The following is an 18641-nucleotide window of genomic DNA, read 5'->3' as shown; positions in this document are numbered from 1 at the left end:
GGGATGTTGCTGAGGATGTGCGACAGCGGCTCGTCGCCCTTGGCCTGCGTGGAGTTCTCGGTGCACTGCTGGTTCTGCGGGGCCGACAGGATCGGCACGTCCTGGACCGCGATCGGGATGACGCCGATCAGGGAACCGGCGTTGACCTTCGCGGGCAGGCCGATGCAGGGCTTGTTCAGCGACCCCTGGACCAGCGCCATCTGCGGGCTCATGTCACCGTGGGTGGCGGAGTTGCCGTACGTCTGCGAGGCGCCGTTGCCGCTGAAGGACGTGGTGCCCGAGTCGTTGCCGATGGCCATGGCCGGAGCGGCCATCGTGGCGCCGGCGCCCACCATCGAAGCGGTGACCGCAGCGGTAGCCAGAATCTTCTTGATCACTTGATGTTCCCTTTTCGCTATGGACGATCGATCGTGGAGCAGACTGATCAACTGCCCTCGATCCGTTTGGTTCCGCGCGTTCACCCAAAAGCCTGAAGGCCGCCGAATGGTCGACGTCCGGAATAAATCGGGGGAGGGTCCGCCCGGACGGTCCCTCCCCCGATCCGGCGGAGCGTGGCGCGTCCCCGGATGCGCCATGCCAACTGGAAGCACGACTGCCCCACGACGCAATGCGCCGCCGGCTGGAGGCAGGCATCCGGTACGGATCCGAATTCCACGGTCCGCGCCATCATTGAAGCACTTCGGCTGCTTCGACCGGCGGCGGCTTCACCCGTCTGCCGGGTGAATTTCGGCCGGATGATTTCCTTCGAAATGATGAGGCATTCGGCGCAAGGTTTCCGAGCTGTTCGATTAAAGGATTCAGCGGGCCCGGGGAGAGGCACGGCCGGGGAGGGTGGTGGAAAGAGGGCGGGGAAGGCGGTGGAAAGAGGGGCGGGGCGGAGGCGCGGTGAAGCGGGAGGGGAGCCGGTGGGAAAGGGGAAACCCCGGCACCGCGAGGGTGCCGGGGTTCCCGTGCCGCGCGCCGCGTCCGGGAGGGACGTCAGCTGTTGGCCACACCGTTGCCGGAGAGGACCGGGATGTTGCTGAGGATGTGCGACAGCGGCTCGTCGCCCTTGGCCTGCGTGGAGTTCTCGGTGCACTGCTGGTTCTGCGGGGCCGACAGGATCGGGACGTCCTGGACGGCGATCGGGATAAGGCCGATGAGCGAGCCGACGTTGCCCTTGATCGGCAGCGCGACACAGGGCTTGTTGAGGGATCCCTGGACCAGGCCGAGCTGGGGGCTCATGTCGCCGTACGTCTCGGAGTTGCCGTAGGTCTGCGACGAGTGGTTGCCGCTGACCGAGGTGGTGCCCTCGTGGTCGCCGATGGCCATAGCCTGCCCGGCGCCCACGCCGACCACGGAGAGGGAGACCGCCGCAGTCGCCATAACCTTCTTGAGCATGTTCCGTCCTTCTGTGTCGTGGATGCCCACTACCGGAGCCCCCTGACAACAGGGCCTCCGGAAGTTTGGTTCTCCCGGTTCACCCCAACGGACCATCGGGGCCCGCCGCCCTGACGCCGAAGTCCGCCGGTCGCGGGCCGCGTTGGGCCGAACGGGGGTCCCCCGACGCGTCGCCCGTGTCCCCGCCGCGCATCGGCCGTTTCGATCTGTGTGAGCCCTTACGCGGGGCAGAACGCAGTAAATCGAACAGAAGGTGCTATTTCCCATGAAGACTGCCAAGAAGGCTGCCGTGGTGCTCGCCACCGCCGGTCTCGCCGCCGGTGCCGCCGCCGGTAACGCGTTCGCCAGCAGCAACGCGAACGGTGCCGCCGCCAACTCCCCGGGCGTCCTGTCCGGGAACGTGGTGCAGGTCCCGGTGCACGTGCCGGTCAATGTCTGCGGCAACTCGATCAACGTCATCGGGCTGCTGAACCCGGCCTTCGGCAACACCTGCGTCAACGGCTGACATCCGCGCACGCGGAACGGGTGGTGCCCCGGCTCCCCGCCGGGGCACCACCCTTTTTTCTGCCCCGCGGCCGGACGACGGGAGGCGGGGCGATCGCAAGCCGGACGGCCGGAAGCGGGGCGCCTCCCCGCAGCCGCCCGTACGGCTCCCGGAAAGCGCCCCGCGCGGTGTCAGTTGCCGAGGCTGATCCCGCCCAGCATCGGCGTGGCCCCGGCCGCCGTCTTCAGCACCTTCTCGGGCGCCTGGCCCTTGACGCTGTTGAGCTGCATCGCCGTGTCGGCGACGTCCTTCACCGCGTTCCCGCTCCCGCCGTTGAGCAGCGGCATCTCGCCCACGACATGGTTGAGACCGCCGTTGAGGCTCATCGGGGGCATGGCCGGCGGGGTCGCGGCCGATGCGGGCGCCGCCGCGCCGACCGCAGCCACCGAACCGACGACGAGCGCGGCCACCCTCGCATACTTCATCTTTTCGTATCCCTTTCTCCGGCGGCGGAGTTCGCCGCCTTCGCCCTGGACAACGACATCCCCGCCCCGGGGTTATCGCCCGGCTCGTAGCGGGGAATGGGAAGCCGTCATAACGAGCGACGCCGGAGAAGGATGCGCCCGATCACTCGAAAGTCTCGTCCGAGTGGTCCGTATGTTGCCGCGCCGGTCATACAGGCGCGTCCGGCGTGATTACCGACGGTTCATCTGCCAAAGTGCGCATTCCTGTTCTTGTCATGTTGACCGAGTGGGAGATGCGCCCCATGTCGAACTCGCCGGGCATCGCGACGGGGCGGGGTGCCCGCGGCGCCGCGCTCCTTCTGACGGCCCTGGCCGTCCTCGCGCTCCCCGCCCCGGGCGTGGGGGCCGTCGGGGTGTCGGACCAGCCCGAGTCGCCGCGCATCCCCTTCACCCAGCGCTATCACGCGGTCCAGCACGGCGGGATCGTCCGGACCGCCAACGCGGCCATCACCTGCCGTACGCCCGGGACCGCCGGGGCCGCATCCTGTGCCGAGGTCCAGCGGGGCGGGCCCGGGGTCAACGGCGACTACGAGATGTTCTACACGGACGAGGACGACGACCCGAACACGTACAACTCCAGCCGGGCCCGGCTGGCGCTCCCGGCCGGCGCGAAGGTCACGTACGCCCGGCTGTACTGGGGCGGCAACCTGCGGGTCGGTGAGCAGAAGCCGCCCAAGGACAACGGCCGGGTGCTGATCGCCGAGCCCGGGGGCCGCTACAAGGAGGTCCTCGCCGACATCACCGTCGCGCACCGGGACGCCGACGGCGCCGACGCCTTCCAGGCGTCCGCCGACATCACCCCCCTGGTCCGGGAGAGCGTCGCGGGGCTGTGGACCGTCGCCCAGATCAATGTCGCCATGGGCCGCTCGGAGACCGGTGCCTGGGGCGGCTGGACCCTCGCCGTCGCCTACGAGGACCCGGCGGAGCCGCTGCGCCATCTCTCCCTCTGGGACGGCTTCCAGACCCTGAACGCCGAACACCCTTCGTACGAGATCACCCTCGACGGGCTGAAGGTCCCGGCCGGGGCGGAGGGCCTGGTGGGAATCGCGGGTTACGACGGGGACCGCGGGGTCACCGGCGACCGGGCCGGTATTCGTACGAACACCGGAAAGACCTTCGATATCAAGAGCGCGGATGGCGCCGACAACCCGGCCGACGACCTGATGAACTCCACCATCACGGGGCCCGGTACCGCGATCGTCCGACAACCCGCCCATATGAACACCCTCGGATACGACTCCGATGTCTTCGATATCGGCGCCGCACTGGTGTCCGGGGCCACCAGTTTGAGTTTCCGCTTCGAGACGGAAAACCTCGGATACTCCCTCGGCGTTCTCTTCGTGCAGGCAGACACCCGTCGCTGAGTTCCCGCGCGGCGCTGCTCGCCCCGAGCCAGAGCCACCCCTCGTACCAAGAGAGCCGCACGTGCCGTACAGAACCCGGACCGAGCCGAGCCAACTGACCGTCCTCCATCTGGTGCAGCCGGTGGAGGGGGGAGTCGCCCGCGTGGTCACCGACCTCGTCCGGGCGCAGATCGCCGACGGGCTGCGGGCCGAGGTCGCCTGCCCGCCGGGCGGTGAACTCGCCGAGCGCGCCGCCGAGGCCGGGGCCCGGGTGCACGACTGGCCGGCCGTACGGGCGCCCGGGCCCCGGCTGCCCCGGGAGGTGTGGACCGCCGCCCGGCTGATCCGCCGCAGCCGCCCCGATCTCGTACACGCCCACAGCGCGAAGGCGGGACTGGTCGCCCGGCTGGCGGTCCGCGGCCGGGTGCCGACCGTCTTCCAGCCGCACGCCTGGTCGTTCGACGCCGTCGAGGGCCGGGCCGCCGAACTCGCCCTGCTCTGGGAGCGGTACGGCACCCGCTGGTCGTCCCGGACGCTCTGTGTGAGCGAGACCGAACGGCGGGCCGGGGAGCGCGCCGGGATCGCCGCGCGCTGGGCCGTCGTCCGCAACGGCGTCGACCTCGGCCACTTCGGGCCCCACGGGCCGGTCGCCACGGGCCCGGACGACGGTACGGGCCACGGTGCGGACGGGGGTGCGGACGGCGGTACGGACGGCGGTACGGACCGGCGGGACCGGCGGCGGGAGCGGGCGGGGCTGCCCGAGCTGACCGGTGTCCCCGACGACGCGCCCGTCGTCCTCTGCGTGGGGCGCCTGTGCCGCCAGAAGGGCCAGGACGTCCTGCTGACCGCCTGGCCCCGGGTACGGGCCGCCGTCCCCGGGGCCAGGCTCGTCCTCGTCGGCGACGGCCCCGACCGCGCCCGCCTCACCCGGCTCGCCCCGCCCGGAGTCCGCTTCGCGGGCGCCATCCGCGACATCCGCCCCTGGCTGCGCGCCGCCGACGTCGTCGTCCTGCCGTCCCGCTGGGAGGGCATGGCCCTCGCCCCGCTGGAGGCCATGGCCTGCGGGCGGCCCGTGGTGGTCACCGACGTCAGCGGCGCCCGGGAGAGCCTGCCGCCCGGCCACGAGGCCCACGCCCTCGTACCGCCCGAGGACCCCGAAGCGCTCGCCGACGCCCTCGGCGCGCTGCTGGCCGACCCGGAACTCCGGGACCGCGTCGGCCACGAGGCGCGGGCCCACACCCGGGCCACCCGCGATGTACGCCGGACGGCCGCCGAGGTCCTCGGCCTCTACCAGGAACTGCTCAGCTCGCCCCCCACTTCGACGAGGAAGCGCACCAGGCGATGACGACGGAGAGCGCCCCCGCACCCCACCACCGCGCCGTCCCCGTGCCGACGGCCGTCACGGCCGCCCTGCATCCGCCGCGCCGCGCCGCCCGGCACCGCCACCGCGCGGCCGGCCGGGCCGCCCGGCGGCGCGCCCGGACCGGACTCGGCGCGGGGACCGGCCTGTTCACCGGCGTGTTCGCGGGCCTGTTCGCCGCCGACGTACTGGCCCTCGCGCTCGCCCCGGCCCTGACCGCCGCCCTGATCCCGGCCCCGCCGTGGCCCGCGGCCCTCATCGCCGCCGCCGTCCTGCTCCAGCCCGCGGTCCACGCCTGCCGCGGTCTGTACCGGCCCCGGCTCTCCCCGTCCGCGCTCGCCGAACTGCCCGCCCTGGCCGCCCTCGCCCTCCTCCAGTGGCTGGTACTCAACGAGACGACGGCCGCGTACGACCCCGGACGCGCCGCCGGCTGGGGCGCGCTGGTCCTCACCGCCGCCGTCCAGGCCGTGCTGTGCTGCGCCGCCCGCGCCCTGTTCTACGAGGGGCGCCGCCGGGCCGGGGCCCGCCGCCCCCGCTCCGTACTCGTCGTCGGCGGCGGCCCGCTCGCCCCGCAGATCACCGCCGCCCTCACCGACCACCCCGGCTACGGGATGCGGCCCGTCGGCCTGGTCGGCGGCGCGCCAGCCGACCACACGGGACCCGGGCCCACCGCGCCCGCCCCGCCCCGGCTCACCGGCGCCGAGGACGTCCGCAGGGCCGTCGTCCAGAACGCCGTCACCCACGCCGTCTTCACCGAACAGCCCGGTGGCGACCACGAATCGTCCGCCCTCGTCGCCCTCTTCGCCGCCCACGGCGTCCGGCAGTGGCTGATCGACGGCGGCGCCGCCACCGGCAACCTGTGGCGCCGGGCCGCCGGACCCGACCATCTGTGGGGCTTCGCCGTCCAGCCCCTGAGCGGCGGGCTCCACCGGCCCGTCGCCCGCGCCGTGAAACGCGCCATCGACACCGTGCTCGCCGGGGCCGCGCTGCTGGCCGCCGCGCCCGTACTCGCCGGCTGCGCCCTCGCCGTACGCCTCGCCGACGGACCCGGGGTGATCTTCCGTCAGGAGCGGATCGGACTCGACGGACGCCCCTTCACTCTGCTGAAGTTCCGCACCCTGGCGCCCGCCGACGCGCACGAGTCCGCCACCCGCTGGAACATCGCCTTCGACCGCAGGCTGAGCCCCACCGGCAGTCTGCTGCGCCGGACGTCCCTCGACGAACTGCCCCAGCTGTGGAACGTCGTCCGCGGCGATATGAGCCTCGTCGGACCCCGGCCCGAACGCCCCTACTACGTCGGCCGGTTCAGCCAGACGTACCCCGGCTACGCGGCCCGCCACCGGATGCCCGTCGGCATCACGGGACTCGCCCAGGTCCACGGCCTGCGCGGCGACACCTCCATCGAGGAGCGGGCCCGCTTCGACAACCACTACATCGAGACCTGGTCGCCCTGGCAGGACCTCTGCATCATGGCGCGTACCGCCGTCTCCCTGTTCCGGCTCGGGGGCAGCTGACCATGGCCGTCCCGTGGGCCCTGCCCCGACCGCGCCGCGCCGGCACCCGCACCCCGGGCCCGAGGCCGATCCCGTGGGAGCTGCTGCCGCTGATCGTGACGGTGCTCCTGCTCGCCGTCCCCCTGCCCGCGAGCGCCTCCGGCGGCGGCGTCGGGCCCGCCGACCTCGCCTCCGGCGTCCTGGTCCTGGGCTGTCTGGTCCGGGTGCTGCGGACCAGGACCCGCCCGCTGAGCCGTACCGCCGCGATCGTCGTCGGCGCGCCCGCCGCGGCCATCGCCGTCGCCACCGTCACCGCCGTCGACCCGGCGGCCGCGCTCCCCGGCTTCGTCCGCTACCTCCAGGTCTTCGTCCTCGTCCCGGCCGCCGTCGTGCTGCTGGTGCGCGACGCCCGCGAATTCCGCGCCGTCACCGGCGCGCTGGCGGTCCTCGCGCTGGTCCAGGGCGCGATCGGGGTCCATCAGTACGCGACCGGCACCGGCGCCTCCTACATGGGCGAGGACATCCGGGCGGTCGGCACCTTCGGCCCCACCGACGTCATGGGCATGGCCACGGTGGTCGCGTACGGTCTCCTCGCCGCCGCCGCCCTCGCCCTGCGAACCCCGCCCGGCGCCCCCGTCCGGCTGCGCCCGGCCGCCGCGGGCGCCGCCGTCCTCCTCGTCGTCCCCCTCGGGCTCTCCTTCAGCCGCGGCGCGTGGATCGCCACCGGTGTGGCCGCCCTGGCGATGCTGCTGCTCGCCGGGGTACGGCGGGCGCTGACCGTCCTGGCGGTGGCCGTCGCCGCGACCGTCGTCCTCGTCGGCGGTATCGGGATCGGCTCCGCGATGATCGGCGACCGGCTGAGCAGCATCACCCGGGTGACGGACGCACCCGACCGCTCGGTCACCGACCGGTACACCATGTGGGCGGCGGCGGAGAGCATGTGGCGCGAGCACCCGTTCACCGGAGTCGGCCTCAAGGGCTTCCCCGACCACCGCGACTCCCACGCCGGCGTCGGCCTGTCGTCGGGCAGCGACACGGCGGGCGCGGGCCGGGAGTTCCTGCGCCAGCCGCTGCTCTCCCCGCACAACATGTACCTCCTCGTCCTGAGCGAGCAGGGCCTGATCGGCGCCACGGCCTTCGCGGGCAGCTGGGCCGCCCTCCTCGTCGGCGGCGTCCGCCGGCTGCTGGTCCGGCGGGGCGCGCTGGACTGCGGGCTCGCGGCGGTGGCGCTGACGCTGTGGCAGACGGTGGACTTCCTGTACGCGGACATCGGCGGCCCGTCCACGGTCCTGACGGGCATCGTCTTCGGCCTGGCGGCCCGGTGGGCGCTGGCGCCACTGGGGGAGCGCGGCGACGCGCCGTCCGCCGGATGGCACGGGGACGGGCTCATGCCCCCCGGGCGCGGGGCCTCTCTGCCCGGATCCGGGGCCGTACCACCGGGGTCCGGGGCCGCCGCCGTGGTTCCGGCTAAGGCCGCCGCGCCCCGGCCGCCCGGTACCGGGACGGCCGGATGACCGGCGTGGAGACCCGTGACGGCACGTCGTCCACCACCCGGCCCGAACCCTCCCGGCTCGGCAACGTCCTCGCCCGCGCCGCCGCCGTCACCGCCGGACTCACCCTCGCGGGCGCGCTCCTGGGACTCGTGCGCGACCAGACGATCGCCCGGATCTACGGCGCCAGCGTCGACAGCGACGCCTTCCTCATCTCGTGGACCGTGCCCGAGATGGCGGCGACGCTCCTGATCGAGGACGCGATGGCGCTGCTGCTCGTCCCCGCGTTCAGCCACGCGCTGGCCCGGCGCGCGGCCGGGGCCGGAGGCACGAATGGTACGGATCCGGGCGCGATCGGCCCGATCAGCCCGATCGGTCCTGGCGACCCGGTCCGTGAACTCGTCCGCCACACCCTCCCCCGCCTGTTCGCCGTCCTCGCCGCCGCGACCCTGCTCCTGCTGGTCTTCGCCCCGCAGTTCGTGGCCGCCCTCGCGCCCGGTTTCGCCGACCCGGCGCTCGCGGTCGACTGCACCCGGCTGACCGCCCTGACGGTGCTGACGTTCGGCGTGGCGGGCTACTTCAGCGCGGCGCTACGCGCCCACGGCAGCTTCGTCCCGCCCGCCGGGGTCTATGTCGCGTACAACACCGGCATCATCGCCACGACGATCGCCCTGCACTCGGTGTGGGGTGTCCGCGCGGCGGCGGCCGGGGTCGCGGTCGGCGGCGCGCTGATGATCCTGACCCAGCTCCCGTCCTTCGCCCGCCGCGTCACCACCCGCCGTGCCGTGTCCCTTTCACTCCCGGGCCCCCGAGCCGAGGGGGGCCGGGACGCCGCGACCCTCGCCGAGAACCCGGAAGCCGGGGGGCCGGAAGCCGAAGGTCCGGAGGCCGGGGGGCCGGGTGGCGCCGGGGGTCCCGCCGCGCCACCGGCCGCACACGACCCGGGGCCGAACCGTCCCGCGGCGGACGTGTCTCCCCGAGAACCCCGCGCGGCCCGCCCGGAGGGATCCGCCCGCGGCGCCGCCCGCTCCGAGGGCTCCGCCCTCCTCGGACTGCTCGCCCCCATCGCCCTCTTCGCCGTCAGCCGCCAGTCCCAGGTCCTCGTCGAACGCTTCCTCGCCTCCTCCCTCCCCAGCGGCGCCATCTCGCATCTCAACTACGCCCAGAAGGTCGCCCAGATGCCGATGGTGCTGTCGCTGATGTTCTGCACCGTCACCTTCCCGGTGGTGGCGCAGGCCATGGCCGACGGCGACCGGGAGCGCGCCCGCCGCCGGGTCGAGAACGATCTCGCGCTCGCGGGTCTCGTCGTCCTGCTCGGTACGGCCCTGATCCTCGGATACGCCCCCCAGATCGTCGAGGTCCTCTTCCAGCGCGGCGCGTTCGGCGCCGAGGACACCGAGACCACCGCGACCGTCATGCGGGTCTACGCGGCCGGGCTGCTCGGCCACACCCTCGTCGGCGCGCTCGGCCGGCCGTTCTTCTCCTCGGGGCGCCCCACCTGGTATCCCGCCGCCGCCATGGCCGCCGGGCTCGTCGTCACCGTCGCCGCGGGCGCGGCGGCCGTCGGTCCCTGGGGCGTCTACGGCATCGCCGCGGCCAACGCGGCGGGCATCAGCACCACGGCGCTGCTCCTGCTGCGCGGTCTCGGCTCCCGGGTCGTCCCCATCCGGGTCCGCTCCATCACACCGGCACTCGGGCGGCTCCTGCTCGCCGCCGGGTGCGCCGCCACCGCCGGACGCCTCGCCGCGGGCACCATCGACGGGGCGCTGCCGAGCCTGGCCGTGGGCTGTCTGCTGGTCCCCGCCGTCTTCACCGCCACCGGGCTCGCGGTGCGAGCCCCCGAAGTCGTCCATCTGCTGGCTCTCACCCGACAGAGGATCGCCCGACATGTCAGCTGACACGGCGCCGCCACCGCGCCATCAGACCTTCGCAGCCGCGGTCGCCGCCCGCGGCTGCGCCGCCGACCACGCCGTACCCGGGTCCCATGAGCCGTCCCTCACGGCACCGGCCGCGTCCGTCGCCGCCGCGGCCCGTCCGCCGTGGATCCTGATGTACCACTCGGTCGCCGACCCGGCCCACGACCCGTACGGCATCACCGTCTCGTCCGACCGGCTCGACCTCCAGCTCCGCTGGCTGCGCGCCCGCGGGCTGACCGGGGTGCCCGTGGCGACGCTGCTGCGGGCCCGCGCGCGGGGCCGGGGGCGGGGGCTCGTCGGGCTGACCTTCGACGACGGCTACGCCGACTTCGCCGCCGACGCGCTGCCGGTGCTCCGCCGCCACGGCTGCGCCGCGACCCTGTTCGTGCTGCCCGGCAGGCTCGGCGGCGACAACGTGTGGGACCCGGACGGGCCGCGCCGCCCGCTGGTCGACGAGGCCGGTATCCGTACCGCCGCGGCCGCCGGTACCGAGATCGCTTCCCACGGCCTCTACCACGTCGACCTCACCCGGCTCGACGGTGACGCCCTGCGCGAGGAGACCCTCCGCAGCCGGGCCTGGCTGCGGGAGCTGACCGGCCGTGACCCGGAGGGCTTCTGCTACCCGTACGGCACGGTCGACGGCCGGGTCGCGGCGGCGGTACGGAACGCGGGGTACGCGTACGGCTGCGCGATCCGCCCGCCCGCCGGGCTCGGCGGACCGTACGCCCTGGCCCGTACGCACATCAGCCAGGCCGACCGGGGGGCCCGGCTGTGGGCGAAGCGGCTGGGCCACCGGTCGGGGCTGCGATGAGCGCCGGGCGGCGACCGCGGGTACTGCACATCGTCACGGGCCTCGGCACCGGCGGCGCGGAACAGCAGCTGCGGCTGCTGCTGCGCCATCTGCCGGACCCGTACACGTGCGACGTGGTGACCCTCACCAATCCGGGCGCGGTCGCGGCCGGGCTGCGCGCGGACGGCGTACGCGTCACCGACCTCGGGATGCGCGGCAACCGCGACCTGGGGGCGCTGCCCCGGCTGGTCCGGCTGATCCGCGACGGCGGGTACGACATCGTCCATACGCATCTGTACCGGGCCTGTGTGTACGGGCGGATCGCGGCCCGGATCGCCGGGGTCCGCGCGGTCGTGGCGACCGAGCACTCCCTCGGCGCCGACGAGATCGAGGGCCGCGCCCTGACCCGGGGCGTCCGCGCGCTCTACCTCGGTACGGAACGCCTCGGCGGGGTCACGGTCGCCGTATCGGACACGGTCGCCGAGCGGCTCGCGGAGTGGGGCGTACCGCCGTACCGGATCCACACGGTCCCCAACGGGATCGACGCGGCGCGCTTCCGGTTCGACCCGTCGGCACGGGCGGCGGTACGGGCGCGCCTCGGCATCGCCCCGGACACGTACGCGATCGGCGGTGTCGGCCGCCTGGTCCCCGGCAAGCGCTTCGACTCCGTGCTCCGCACGGTCGCGGCGATCCCCGGCACGGTCGCCCTGCTGGCGGGCGCCGGCCCCGAACACCCCCGCCTGTCCCGGCTCGCCGGGGAGCTGGGGGTGACGGAGCGGGTCCACTTCCTGGGGGACTGCGGCGCGGCGTTGCCGGACGGAACCGGACCTTCGGGTACGGGACGGGCGGAGCCGGGTCCGCCCCTTCCCGGCGGCGGGGAGTCCCGTACCGCCGCCGCTGTACCCGGCGCGCGGTCCCGTGACCGGGACGGTCGACCGGATGTGCCCGCCGCGGGTGTCACCGTGCCCGACCTGCTCGGGGCGCTCGATCTGTTCGTGTCCGCCTCGCGCGAGGAGGCGTTCGGGCTCGCCGTGGTGGAGGCGCTCGCCGCCGGGGTGCCGGTGGTGTACCGGACCTGTCCCGCCGTGGCCGATCTGCCGCCCGGTGAGGTGCCGGGCGCCCGGCGCGTCGGGGCGGCCGACGCCGAACTGATCGCGGCCGTACGGGACGCGATCGCGGCGGACCGGCCGCCGGGGCGCGAGCCCGCGCCCGGCGTCGCCCGCTACGACATCCGGCGGACCGCCGAACGCGTCGCCGCCGTCTACACCCATCTGCTCGACGGCGCCCCGCCGCCCCTTCCCCACCAGACGTCCCACCCCGACCCGATCGAGAGAGCCCACCGATGAGCAAGTCCCATAAGCCCCAAGAGGCCCATAAGCTCCGTGAGCACCGGCCCGAGCGGGCCGAGCACGCCGAGCAGCCCGAGCAGGCCGAGCCGTCCCGGCTCGCGGCCCGGGTACGGCGGATTCCGGTCTGGTGGCCGCTGCCCGCCCTCGCGGTCGCGGGAGCCATCGGCGGTGCCGCGTACGGGCTGCTGGCCACCCCCGAGTACGCGGCCACCAGCTATATCGTCGCCGTCACCGGCAAGGACGCGCAGCCGGGCGCCGCCATCGGCTTCGCCCAGGCGTACGGGCGCGTCGCCACCAGCGACTCCACGATCGCGTACGCCCGGGTGGCCGCCGCGATGCCCGCCGGCGAACTGCGCGACCGGGTGCGGGCGGAGACCTCCCCCGACTCGCCGATGATCGCGATCACCGGCACTTCGGACCGCCCCGGGGAGGCCGCCGACATCGCCAACGCCGTGTCCGACGCCGTCTTCGTGAGCAGCAATCAGGTCGCCAAGAACACCGGCGTACAGCTGCTGAGTTTCTCCAGGGCCATCCCGCCCGCCGATGCGGTCTCCCCGTCCGTCCCGGTCGGTACCGCGGTCGGCGCGTCCGCCGGAGGGCTTCTCGGCGGTCTGGTCCTGCTGGTACGGCCCCGATCGCGGCGCGCGGCCCCCGACGACGCCCCGGCGGACACGGGCACGGACACGGTGCCTGGCACGGACACGGGCGCGGATTCCGCCACGGCGACGGTGCCCGCGCCCGCGGGCAAGGGCGCGGCGGCGGCCGGGCTGGAGCGCGTCTGATGGCCGACGCCGCGGGTCCGGCTTCCGCGGACGCGACGACCTCCGATCCGGTCCCGGGCCTCGCGCGGGCCCGCCGGGCGTCCGCCGGGCCCGGCTGCTCCGAGTCCGGCGCCGCGCACCGGGCCGGGCCGGACGCGGCGTACGACCGTCCGCACACCGGTTTCACCGTCACCCTCTGCCGGGACCAGCGGGCCTTCGCGCGGCTGCGGACCGAATGGGACGACCTCCGGCGGCGCTGCTCCACGGCCACGCCCTTCCAGAGCCATGCCTGGCTGGAGTCGTGGTGGCTGTCGTACGGCGGCGGCGGGCGGCTGCGGATCGTCCTCGTACGCCGGGACGGACGGCTGGTGGCCGCCGCGCCGCTGATGCTGGTCCACCGGCCGATGCCGCTGCTCGTGAGTCTCGGTGGCGGGATCTCCGACTACTCCGACGTCCTCGTGGACGATGCGGAGGACACCGCCGGCTCGCGTGCCGTCTCCGACGCCACGATCGACGCGCTGGAGCGCGGGCTCCGCCGGGCCGCCCGGGGCGCCGTGCTCGATCTGCGGGAGGTCAGGCCCGGCGCCGCCGCCGAGCGGCTGTACGCGCGGTGGCGCGGCGCCCGGCACGACCTCACCGACTCGGTCTGTCTCGAACTGCCCGCCGCGCCCCTGGCCGAGCTGGTCAAACGGTTGCCGACGGCCCGCGCCCAGCGGGTCAGGGCCAAGCTGCGCAAGATCGACGCCCTGGGGATCGAGAGCGTCGCCGTCGGTCCCGACGGGGTGCCCGACGCGGTGGGCCGGCTGCTGCGGCTGCACGAACTCCAGTGGCGCGGCCGGGGTGTGACCGTGGAACATCTGCGGCCCCGGTTCGCCGAGCACCTGGTCCGCGCGGTGCGGCGGATGGTCCGCGACGGCGACGCGGCCCTGACCCAGTACCGGCTGGACGGGGAGATCGTCGCGGTGAGTGTGACGCTCGCGTCGGAGCGGATGACCGGCGGCTATCTGTACGGGGCCGATCCAGGGCTCCGGGAACGCAAGGTCGACGTCGCCGCGATGCTGCTGCGCCACGACACCGACTTCGCGGCGGGGACCGGCCGCCGCGTGGTGAGCCTGCTGCGCGGCGCCGAGCCGTACAAGAACCACTGGCGGCCGGAGACGGTGACCAACCGACGGCTGCTGATGGCCCCGTCCGCGCCGGCACCGCTGCTCCGGCTGCACGCGGCCCGGGCCGAGCTGCGGGACCGGACCGCGCGGGCGGTCACCGAGCGGTTCCCCGCCGCGCGGCGGTGGCGCGACCGGCTGAAGGACTGGCGGTCGGCGGTCGTACCGCGCGGCGGGCCCCGGGCCGATGCGGGTTAGCCGCCCGAGGGGCGGGCCGCCGCCCCGGGAGCGTTGTACCGGGGCGCGGCCCATCCTGCGGGCCACGGGATCTTCACACAGAACTTTCCGTTGGGGGCCCACGGCCCGGTCCACTGCGTCAGTGGTGCCGGAAGGCACCACTCCACCGTGTTGAGCCGGAAGGGCGTCGGGGTCGGCTTCGGCACGGGTGTCGGCGTCGGGGTCGGGGTCGGCGTGGGCACCGGCTCCTCCGGCTTCGGTACGGGTGTCGGAGTCGGAGTCGGTGCCGGGGCGGGGGTGCTCGTCGGGGCCGGCGTCGCGGCCACCGGCGGAACCGAAGGCTCCGGAGGCTTGGGAACGGGCGGCACCGTAGGAACCGGCACCGGAACCGTCGGCACCGGAACCGTGGGCACCGGCACGGGCGGCACGGTGGGAACCGGCACCGGCGGAACCGTCTGGTTGTACAGCCGGGTACGGAACACACTCGACGATTTGGGGTTGTCATCACACTGCCAGACGCCGTGCGGACAGTAGTCCGTGATGGTCTGATAGAGCGGCCGGTGCTCGTCGATCCAGTCGAGCATGCCCCGCATGTACTCCGGGTTGTCCCCGTTCCGGAACAGCCCCCACTCCGGGTACGAGATCGCCTTGCCGTGCTCGCGCGCGAAGGCCACCTGCGCGTGCAGCCCGTACTCCGCCGACGCCTGCTCCTCGAAGGTCCGCCCGGGAGCCTGGTCGTAGGAGTCCATGCCGATGACGTCGACGACGTCGTCCCCCGGGTAGCACGCGGTCCACGGCACCGCGTCCTTCCCCCGGTTCGGCGCGAAGTCGAAGCGGAACGCCTGGCCGTCGACGGAGCGCATCGCCGCCACGATCCGGTTCCAGTACGCCTTCCACGCGGTCGGGTCGGGACCGCAGCGGTGGGTGTAGGTGATCCCGTTCATCTCCCAGCCCAGGACGACGACCGTGTCCGGCACCCCCAGGTCCACCAGGCGCCGCGCCAGCGCCTTGAAGTGGTCGTCGTACTGCCCGGCCGCGCCCTGCCGCAACAGCCTGCGGACCTCGTAGTCGGGGACCCTGGCCTCGTTCCGCTCCAGCATCGGCACATTGAGGACGAACATCCGGTCGGCGCGGGCCTGCCGCCAGCGGGCCCAGTCCTCCAGGAAACCGACCCGGCCCTCGATCCCGGCCCATCGGTCGCCGGGGAGATACGTATGGCCGACCCGCAGCTCCGTACCGCCGAGCCAGCGCGACAGCTCCGCCATCCTGCGCGGGCCCGCCGGGCCGTAGTCGACATACGCGCCGACGGCGACGGCGCCGCGCGCCTGCTCCCTCTCCCGCTGCCCGTCCTCGGCGCGGGCGACGCTCGCCGCGCCCGCCACGGCGCCGGTGGAGACCAGCAGACTCGCGGTGACCGTTCCGATGGTGGTGCCGTTGAGACGACGCCTCCGAACCATGGCTCCTCCTTGCGCGGGGACGGTGAACTGGCGGCCCGTCGGACTGACGCTCTGTCTGTTACGCCCGTCGTGTCCGACCGTAGGAAGAAAGTCCTACGAATGAGCGGTCCGGGCGACCCCCGGTAGGCCATTCGCGATCAGACCCGCGTTACGCGCGACCATCCAGGTGAAAGTTGTGACGTCCATGCCACCCTTCGACGCCGGGGTCCCCGCGCTCGTGCTGCGCCTCGACCGGAACCCCTTTCACCACGGCACCCTCGGGGCCGTCAGATCCCTGGGGCGGGCCGGAGTCGAGGTGCACGCCGTCGTGGAGTCGGCGGCCAGCCCGGTGGTCAGCTCCCGCCATCTCCACCGGGCGCACCCCGTCGGACCCGGCGCGGTCGGCGTCGACGGGACGGGCTTCACCGAACTCCTCCTCCGGGTCTCGGACCGGATCGGCGCCCCCGCCGTCCTGGTCCCGATGGACGACCTCGGCGCGATCCTCACCGCCGAACACGCGCCCCGGCTCGCCGACCGCTATCTCTTCCCCCGTCAGGTCGCGGGCGTGCCGGGGGCGCTCGCCGACAAGTCGGCGCTCGCGGCGGTCTGCGAACGGGCGGGCGTGCCGTATCCGCGGACCGTGGCGCCCGGAAGCGCGGCGGACGCGGCCGGAGCCGTACGGGCGCTCGGACTGCCGCTGGTCGCCAAGTGGAGCCGCCCGTGGCTGCTGCCACCGGCGGCCGGACTGCGCAGTACGACCCTGGTCGGCTCGGCGGCGGCGGTGCGGGAGCTGTACGAGCGGGGCGCGCCGGGCGGCGCGGGGCTGCTGCTCCAGCGGTATCTGCCGGACGCGCCCGACGCGGACTGGTTCTTCCACGGCTGCTTCGGTGTCCGTGACGGGCGGCTGCTGGCCGGGGGCACCGGCCGCAAAGAACTGTCGTGGCCGCCGCGCGCCGGACTGACCGCGAAGGGCCGCTGGTGCCCCAACGAAGAGGTGACGGCTGCGGCCCGGCGGCTGGTGGCCCAGGTCGGCTACCGGGGCGTCATCGACCTCGACTTCCGGCGGGACGCGGCGGACGGGGCGTACCGGCTGCTGGACGCGAACCCCCGGCCGGGCGCGCAGTTCCGCCTCTTCACCGAAGCGGACGGGACGGATGTCGTCCGCGCCCTCTACCGCGATCTGACCGGCCAGCCGCCGTCGCCTTCGTCGTCGCCTTCGTCGTCACCTTCGTCGTCGTCGCCGTCACCGCGGCCTGGGCGGCCGGGCCGGGTGTTCGTCGCCGAGAACTACGCCCTGCTGTCGGCGGCGACGGTGGCGACGGCGGCGCTGACACCGGGCGGGCGCCGGATCCCGGGGGCCCGCCGCCGCCCGCCGCGCCCCGCCGCGTTCGGAACGGCCGGAAGCGGGATGCCCGGAATCAGGACGGCCGGGATCGAGACGGCCTGGTTCGCCGGTGACGACCCCCGGCCCTTCGTCGCCATGGCGGCCGCCTGGCTCGGCCGGGGCCTCGACAAAGGGGTACGCCGCGCCCGCCGGGCCCTCCGCCCCCACTGACCTCTCCCTCCTCCCTCCCCTCTCCTCGAAGGAACCGCATGTACGACGTGGTAGTCATCGGCGCCGGACCCTACGGGCTCTCCGTCGCCGCGCATCTGATCGCCGCCGGGACCCGGACGAAGATCTTCGGCCGGGTGATGGAGTCGTGGCGCGACCACATGCCCGAGGGGATGTTCCTCAAGTCGGAACCGTGGGCGTCGAATCTGTCCGACCCGGCGGGTGCGCGGACCCTCGCCCGGTACGGCGCCGAGGCGGGCTTCCCCACCGAGCACGGCCATCCGCTCCCCATCGGCGCCTTCACCGATTACGGGCTCTGGTTCGCCCGGCACGCCGTACCGGAGCTGGACGAACGGACCGTCACCCGGGTCGCGGCGGCCGGTGAGGGCTTCACCGTCGGCACGGCCGACGGCGACACCGTCCGGACCCGTACCGTCGTCGTCGCGGTCGGCGTCCTGCCGTTCGTCCGGATCCCGGGACCGCTGGCCCGGCTGCCGAAGGAGTACGTCACCCACAGCACGGGACACCGCGATCTGACCCGCTTCCGCGACCGCGACGTCATCGTCGTCGGCGCGGGCCAGGCCGCCCTGGAGACCGCGACGCTCCTCGCGGAGACCGGTGCCCGCCCGACGCTCGTGGCCCGCGCGGACCGGGTGAACTGGAACACCGTGCCCCTCCCCGAGGACCGCCCCGTCGCCCGTCGGCTGCGCACCCCGCTCAGCGGCCTCGGCTCGGGCTGGCGCAGCTGGATCTACTCCGAACTCCCGTGGGCGGTCCGCCGGCTGCCCGACCCCCGCCGCGAACACATCGCCCGTACGGCACTCGGCCCGGCGGGCGCCTGGTGGCTGCGCGAGCGGTACGAGGGCGCGCTCCCCGAACTCCTCGCCCACCGGGTCCGGGGCGCCACCCTCCACCACGGCCGGATCCGGATCACCCTGGACGCCCCCGAAGGCCCTGCCACCCTCACCACGGACCATGTCGTCGCCGCCACGGGCTTCGTCCCCGACCTCGACCGGCTCCCGCTCCTCGACCCGGCCCTGCGCACCCGCCTCACGACCCTCGGCACCGGCGGGTCCCCCGAACTGACCCCCCTGTTCGAATCGTCGTGCCCCGGCCTGTTCTTCACCGGCCTGCTGAGCGCCCCCGCTTTCGGCCCCTCGATGCGCTTCGTCCACGGCGCCACGTACACGGCACGGCATGTGACCCGGGGAGTCCACCGCCATCTCCGCCCCCGCCCGGCCGCGATCCCGCGCCCGCCCGCCCCCGCGACCCATCGCGAGCCGGTCCGGAAGGGATGAACCGAGGTCCTGGACGTCACGGGTCCGGCCGCGCCCCGCACCAGCCGGCGGGCGAGGGGAGCGGGCGCGCCGCCCCGCCCCCCCCTCGGGGGGCCGCCGGAAGGGCTCAGGCGCCCCGGACACGC

At 74.5% G+C, this 18641-nt stretch carries 16 protein-coding genes; 12 read left to right on the top strand and 4 right to left on the bottom strand.

The features are described from left to right. On the bottom strand, window positions 1-377 hold a 377-nt coding region (locus ACFXG1_RS30915), incomplete at its 3' end, for a rodlin (RefSeq protein WP_384724443.1). A gap of 601 nt (window positions 378-978) precedes the next feature. Beyond that, the gene (locus ACFXG1_RS30910; protein ID WP_384745501.1) at window positions 979-1380 is read right to left on the bottom strand and encodes a rodlin; all 402 of its coding nucleotides are present in this window, start codon (window positions 1378-1380) and stop codon (window positions 979-981) included. A 265-nt stretch (window positions 1381-1645) separates the two neighbouring features. Between ACFXG1_RS30910 and ACFXG1_RS30905 the strand changes: the two genes are divergently transcribed. Next, window positions 1646-1885, top strand: a complete 240-nt coding sequence (locus ACFXG1_RS30905; RefSeq protein ID WP_384745499.1) for a chaplin family protein — start codon at window positions 1646-1648, stop codon at window positions 1883-1885. A 170-nt stretch (window positions 1886-2055) separates the two neighbouring features. Here the strand turns inward: ACFXG1_RS30905 and ACFXG1_RS30900 are convergent, their stop codons facing one another. Beyond that, window positions 2056-2349, bottom strand: a complete 294-nt coding sequence (locus ACFXG1_RS30900) for a hypothetical protein (protein ID WP_384721756.1) — start codon at window positions 2347-2349, stop codon at window positions 2056-2058. A gap of 281 nt (window positions 2350-2630) precedes the next feature. Between ACFXG1_RS30900 and ACFXG1_RS30895 the strand changes: the two genes are divergently transcribed. The 9 genes from ACFXG1_RS30895 (at window position 2631) to ACFXG1_RS30855 (ending at window position 14251) form a co-directional block, all read left to right on the top strand. Further along, a complete protein-coding gene (locus ACFXG1_RS30895; protein ID WP_384721762.1) occupies window positions 2631-3752 on the top strand; it encodes a DUF3344 domain-containing protein in 1122 nt (373 codons plus the stop codon). A 61-nt stretch (window positions 3753-3813) separates the two neighbouring features. Next, on the top strand, window positions 3814-5076 hold the full coding sequence (locus tag ACFXG1_RS30890; RefSeq protein WP_384745497.1) for a glycosyltransferase: 1263 nt from the start codon (window positions 3814-3816) through the stop codon (window positions 5074-5076). Further along, complete coding sequence (locus ACFXG1_RS30885; RefSeq protein WP_384718626.1) at window positions 5073-6605, top strand: exopolysaccharide biosynthesis polyprenyl glycosylphosphotransferase; 1533 nt, start codon at window positions 5073-5075, stop codon at window positions 6603-6605. Before ACFXG1_RS30890 ends, ACFXG1_RS30885 begins: the two co-directional genes overlap by 4 nt. Window positions 6606-6607: 2 nt before the next feature. Further along, window positions 6608-8098, top strand: a complete 1491-nt coding sequence (locus ACFXG1_RS30880) for an O-antigen ligase family protein (RefSeq protein ID WP_384718628.1) — start codon at window positions 6608-6610, stop codon at window positions 8096-8098. Further along, window positions 8095-9972: a lipid II flippase MurJ gene (locus ACFXG1_RS30875; protein WP_384718630.1), complete on the top strand. Its 1878-nt coding sequence runs from the start codon at window positions 8095-8097 to the stop codon at window positions 9970-9972. The genes ACFXG1_RS30880 and ACFXG1_RS30875 overlap by 4 nt, the downstream gene beginning before the upstream one ends. Before the next feature lie 151 nt (window positions 9973-10123). Beyond that, window positions 10124-10801, top strand: a complete 678-nt coding sequence (locus ACFXG1_RS30870) for a polysaccharide deacetylase family protein (protein WP_384745506.1) — start codon at window positions 10124-10126, stop codon at window positions 10799-10801. After that, window positions 10798-12126, top strand: coding sequence for a glycosyltransferase (locus tag ACFXG1_RS30865; RefSeq protein WP_384745494.1), 1329 nt, complete (start codon window positions 10798-10800; stop codon window positions 12124-12126). Before ACFXG1_RS30870 ends, ACFXG1_RS30865 begins: the two co-directional genes overlap by 4 nt. Beyond that, a complete protein-coding gene (locus ACFXG1_RS30860; protein ID WP_384716486.1) occupies window positions 12123-12911 on the top strand; it encodes a lipopolysaccharide biosynthesis protein in 789 nt (262 codons plus the stop codon). The genes ACFXG1_RS30865 and ACFXG1_RS30860 overlap by 4 nt, the downstream gene beginning before the upstream one ends. Further along, window positions 12911-14251, top strand: coding sequence for a GNAT family N-acetyltransferase (locus ACFXG1_RS30855; RefSeq protein WP_384716484.1), 1341 nt, complete (start codon window positions 12911-12913; stop codon window positions 14249-14251). The genes ACFXG1_RS30860 and ACFXG1_RS30855 overlap by 1 nt, the downstream gene beginning before the upstream one ends. On the opposite strand, the gene ACFXG1_RS30850 is transcribed toward ACFXG1_RS30855, so the two are convergent. After that, window positions 14248-15687, bottom strand: coding sequence for a glycoside hydrolase family 26 protein (locus ACFXG1_RS30850; protein WP_384716481.1), 1440 nt, complete (start codon window positions 15685-15687; stop codon window positions 14248-14250). The genes ACFXG1_RS30855 and ACFXG1_RS30850 overlap by 4 nt on opposite strands. 184 nt (window positions 15688-15871) lie before the next feature. Between ACFXG1_RS30850 and ACFXG1_RS30845 the strand changes: the two genes are divergently transcribed. Then, complete coding sequence (locus tag ACFXG1_RS30845; RefSeq protein WP_384745504.1) at window positions 15872-17221, top strand: ATP-grasp domain-containing protein; 1350 nt, start codon at window positions 15872-15874, stop codon at window positions 17219-17221. A gap of 38 nt (window positions 17222-17259) precedes the next feature. Then, window positions 17260-18516, top strand: coding sequence for an NAD(P)-binding domain-containing protein (locus ACFXG1_RS30840; RefSeq protein ID WP_384716477.1), 1257 nt, complete (start codon window positions 17260-17262; stop codon window positions 18514-18516). Window positions 18517-18641 lie beyond the last annotated feature (125 nt).

Source organism: Streptomyces sp. NPDC059248, assembly GCF_042753905.1.
Lineage (GTDB): Bacteria > Actinomycetota > Actinomycetes > Streptomycetales > Streptomycetaceae > Streptomyces.
The sequence above is the reverse complement of the archived record's forward strand: the minus strand, read 5'-3'. Positions and strand labels throughout refer to the sequence as shown.